Raw genomic sequence first — 512 nt, forward strand, 5'->3', positions numbered from 1 at the left:
CGGACAAGCCGGAAGAAGTAGTGAAGATATACCCGTCCAACCAAACGCCGATCGCACCGAACTTCGAACAATCGACGTGGAAAAATACGTCGGTGACCGGAAGCGTTTATGGCGTCGATTCGGACGGCGATCAGCTCACATTCTCGAAAGGAAGCGATCCGCAGCACGGAACGGTGACGGTGAACCCGGACGGCACATGGACGTATGTACCGCATCCCGATTATACCGGCCCGGACAGCTTCACGGTAACGGTAAGCGACGGGAAGGGCGGAACGACGACGTCGACGGTGACGATTGGTGCCCAGGATGGTTGGCGGGTGGGCGGTGGTGGGTTGGCGCGCAGAAGCAGAGGTGTTGTGCTGGGAATACAGAGCCTCTTGGAAGGCGCTTGATTTTGTGGTACGCTTGTTTTTGTTGGTGTCCGTGGCTTTCCACGGATGATGGCTGGCGGGTTTGCGTTGGGGCGCAGAACTCGCTTTTTTTGTTGCATCTGTTGCCTGACGATGTGGTTT

Annotated in this window: 1 protein-coding gene; it reads left to right on the forward strand. The window is 56.8% G+C overall.

Annotated elements, in window-relative coordinates:
- On the forward strand, positions 1 to 392 hold a 392-nt coding region (locus PV407_RS19215; RefSeq protein ID WP_332091592.1), incomplete at its 5' end, for an Ig-like domain-containing protein.
- Positions 393 to 512: the final 120 nt, after the last annotated feature.

Origin of the sequence: Paenibacillus sp. GYB003 (assembly GCF_036577625.1) — a bacterium.
GTDB lineage: Bacteria > Bacillota > Bacilli > Paenibacillales > NBRC-103111 > Paenibacillus_AB.